We start from the raw sequence: 3,845 nt of genomic DNA on the forward strand, positions 1-3,845 counted from the left end.
CCAGATATGAATTTGTCTCGCGCAAAGGCGCAAAGACGCAAAGAAAGAAGCAAAGAATATTAGTCTAAAATTCTTTCATGTTTTAAATCAGCAACCCCAATTCTTAAAACCTTATAGGGAAAAGGCTAAGGTTAAAGCTTAAGATAAAGCCTTTTCCCAAAAATAATTTTGTTGACCTCAAAGTCAAATCAAACTCGAATAATTAAAACTGTTGTCTCCAGCTTGCTCGCGATCGCCTCAGGAATATTACCCCAAACTCCGTGATGCAATAAACCTTCGTTGCTGGCACTTAAAATCACCAAATTATAGAACTCAGCCTTACAGATATTAGTCACTGCTTCGGGAACTGAATGAGCAGAAAGCGGAGTCGCTTTGACCTCCACATTAGTTTTATCCGCGATCGCCTGAGCCAATTTCGTAACATCCTTAAACTTGGTCTTTTCCTCAGTAGGTAGATAAATTTGACAGAGATTGATTTCGGGAGTATTCGGTTTGTTGTAGAGACTGACCAACCCAGGTAGAATTTTCATTGTTTTGGGTAATTTGCCCCCTTTTGTAATAGGAATCAACCATTTTCCCTGATCATCCAAATCATCAGGAAAAGTCTGGAGCCGATCACCCAACTTAACCAATAGCAGTTCACAGGTTGTATGTTCAATAACCTTGTCCACCACATTGCCAAATATTTGTTCATGGGGGTCAGTATTGCCCTTCCAGCCCATGACCAGCATATTTACATGATCATGGGTCGCAGTTTCCAAAATAGCTGTGGCAATATCCGTTGCTACCATAACTTGAGTATGCACAGGAATATTTTCTTTGCGCCCCCATCTTTCCATGCGATGCATTAGATGACGACTAAAAGTAATCTCAACCTTGGCCTGGGAAGGCGAGACGTAGTTGGGGACAGAAATCACTTGCAAACATTCGATTTCATACTTTTGGTAACGGGCGATCGCGATCGCCATTTGCATCAAAGGATAGGCATGATCGGGATGGGCAATGGGTAACAAAATCCGTCCGCGACCCGTAGAAGGAGAACGAGTTTTATAGATCACATAGGATGGACCAGCCTGAATTAAAACATCGCGATCGCCAGACAATCTTTGAGCTTCTACTTTAATAATGTCACTGCGGGTAATAATGCCGACAAGTTTATTGCCCTCGGTAACGGGTAAACGAGATAGTTGGTAACGACTGAGTAAATATAAAACATCGGCCAAAGAAATATCAGGACTAACGGTAATCGGTTGGGGAGTCATAATATCTTCTAAAAAAAGTCCCTCCATCCTTTTCATGTCATCGGCAATATCTGATTGCGTAATAATTCCCACCAATTTATCCCCCTTGACCACCGGAAAACCTCGATGATGGGAAAGAGACATGGCTGTTACTACTTCTTCAATTGTTAAATTGGTAGCTAAAGTTTCGACCTGAGACTGCATCACATCTTCTGCGGTCAATTCAGTTAAAAAATCATTAGTCGGCGACTCTTCATCCAAATGAATACCACTTACATCCAATAGATGTTCGTAAATAGAACCAGGTGCAAAGCTATCGGCAATCACATAAGCCACCACTGAAGAAATCATCAACGGCAAAACCATATTAAAATCTGCCGTCATCTCAAAGACAATCACAATTGCCGTTACCGGAACTCGTACCACTGCGGTAAAAAAAGCACCCATCCCTGCCAAAGCAAAAGTATAGGTGGAAAAAGCAAAAGTGAAAGCAGAAAATTCCCCAATCAAAGCATATTGAGCTGTGCCAACAAGATAACCCAGAGCTGCACCCAGAACTAAAGCAGGGGCAAATAAACCTCCTGGGGCACCGGCACTATAGGCTAGGATAGTCAGCAAAAAATGAGCGGCAAAGGCGATCGCAGTGGTTTGCCAACTCAAGTTACCCGAAATTAAATAGGTTCTTAACCCCGCATGATCCCAAAAAACATTCGGTAAAAACGAGATTACTAATCCCGAAATTAGACCGGCAATCCCAATCCTGAGAGGCATCGAGATTGGTAAGCGACGATGGAACTTGGTTCCCCAAATCACTCCCTTATTAAACAAGCCTCCCAAAATACCTGCAAATATGCCCAAAATCAGATAGAAAGGAATTTCCACAGCGGTAAAATTTGCAGTTCGACCAGCCAAAGATAAATTGAGGGCTGTGCCACCGAAAAGCCGAGATACAACTGCCCCAGTAAAGGATGCCAGGATTGCAGTTTCTAGAGTTAGGCCAGAAATATCTCGCATCAACTCTTCGACAACAAACAAAACCCCCGCGATCGGAGTATTAAAGCCTGCGGCTAAACCTGCGGCTGCCCCAGCGGCAATCATTTGACGGCGATTGGTCGGGGAATTGGGAATCCAGCGACTTAGTTGGGCGGCCAGAGCTGCGCCGATATGTACTGTGGGGCCTCTTCTGCCGAGAGTTAAACCTGCCCCTAAAACCAAAATAGTTCCCAAGGTTTTGACCAGCGCAACTCTGAGATTGATTAAGAGCGGATATCCTGCCAAGACCGCCTTAACCTGGGGAATGCCTCCGCCTGCGGCAGCAGGAGCCAATAATTCGATCGCCCAACCTGCCAAAATACCTAAGAGTAAACCGACTATAGGTAAGGATAAATGAGGGTCAAATAAATATGTTGCTTTGATGCGCAACCCTCCGAGCCAGCCAATTCCTGATTTCAGGAATAAAGCACTAATACCCGACAAGAATCCAATCAAGCAGGCTTCTAGTAGGGCATAACGATTATCGATCGAGCTTCTAGCAAATATTCGCGATTTCCACCAACTAGGAAGAAGCTTGATCATCTAGATGGGTAATGGGTAATGGGTCTCATGGGTAAGCAAATCGATAAGCCTAAAAGTCTATTGGTATTCATTGTCTACTTGGAAAAACTGACTGATGAATCCTGAGACAAAAGAGAGGACAATCGAGCCGAAAACTGCGGGAAAGAAACCTGTAACATCAAACCCAGGAGTCAAATAACCAACTAACCCCAGTGCGATCGCGTTAACTACCAACAGGAATAAACCCAAAGTCAAAATTGTTAAAGGCAAGGTAAACAGGACGATTATCGGCTTAACGATCGCATTGACAAAACCCAATGCGATCGCACCTATAGCAGCAGCTAAAAAACCCTCTATGATTAAACCAGGAACGATCCAAGCGGTAATTAGCAATGAAACTGCCGTTGCCAACCATGTAAGTAAAAATTGCAACATGACTTACTAACTGAATATTTGATTAATTGCTATTCAAAACCCATTCTACGCAATAATCGGTCATAAAAGCATAATGAAATGAGGACAGAGGGCAGAGGGCAGAAGGCAGAAGGCTGTCTTCCCTTTCTCTTTAACCTTTAACCACCTAACTTTCATCAGATAATCCAGACTGGTTTTATTTCAAGGCGATGAATGTACTCGCCCAGTTCCATTACAACAAGGGCATTTGGAATTAGATGGCTCTAGAATTACCGCTTCTACAGCCTCAAGTCTTTTTAAAGATCTAAGTGCATAATCAGAAACTCTGAATTTTAATAGTACTTTTCTTGAAGATTTTATTAACTCTAAATCTTGCTTAATCAAAGAAATTTCCTCTAAAAGTTCTTCTCGACTCATAAAATTCATAAGGTTTATCTCCTATTCTCACTAAGCATTACCCAATATAACTCCGAGTTGAAAATAACTCCTCAATGAAAAAATGCTCAAACCCCTATTAAATATGGCTTATTCGTGGAATTATCAGAATTTTCTTCATCCTTTATGGGAAGCGATGCAATACTTCTCGCTTAGGGAAATAGGGATGTAGGGAATTAGGGAAATCTAGCTATTATTATT

Annotated in this window: 3 protein-coding genes; all 3 read right to left on the reverse strand. The window is 42.3% G+C overall.

Annotated features, from left to right (window positions below):
• Positions 1-188 precede the first annotated feature (188 nt).
• Positions 189-2,816: a chloride channel protein gene (locus XEN7305_RS00260; protein WP_006507280.1), complete on the reverse strand. Its 2,628-nt coding sequence runs from the start codon at positions 2,814-2,816 to the stop codon at positions 189-191.
• A gap of 57 nt (positions 2,817-2,873) precedes the next feature.
• Positions 2,874-3,230 carry a phage holin family protein gene (locus tag XEN7305_RS00265; protein WP_006507281.1) on the reverse strand — a complete coding sequence of 119 codons (357 nt, stop codon included), beginning with the start codon at positions 3,228-3,230 and terminating at the stop codon, positions 2,874-2,876.
• Between the two features lie 180 nt (positions 3,231-3,410).
• On the reverse strand, positions 3,411-3,635 hold the full coding sequence (locus XEN7305_RS00270) for a hypothetical protein (protein WP_006507282.1): 225 nt from the start codon (positions 3,633-3,635) through the stop codon (positions 3,411-3,413).
• Between the last annotated feature and the right edge of the window lie 210 nt (positions 3,636-3,845).

Source organism: Xenococcus sp. PCC 7305, assembly GCF_000332055.1.
Taxonomy (GTDB): domain Bacteria; phylum Cyanobacteriota; class Cyanobacteriia; order Cyanobacteriales; family Xenococcaceae; genus Xenococcus.

Bases quoted from the DNA above. Each gene is read 5' to 3' on its own strand.
- XEN7305_RS00260 (WP_006507280.1), bottom strand. From the start codon at position 2,816: ATGATCAAGCTTCTTCCTAGTTGGTGGAAATCGCGAATATTTGCTAGA.
- XEN7305_RS00265 (WP_006507281.1), bottom strand. From the start codon at position 3,230: ATGTTGCAATTTTTACTTACATGGTTGGCAACGGCAGTTTCATTGCTA.
- XEN7305_RS00270 (WP_006507282.1), bottom strand. From the start codon at position 3,635: ATGAATTTTATGAGTCGAGAAGAACTTTTAGAGGAAATTTCTTTGATT.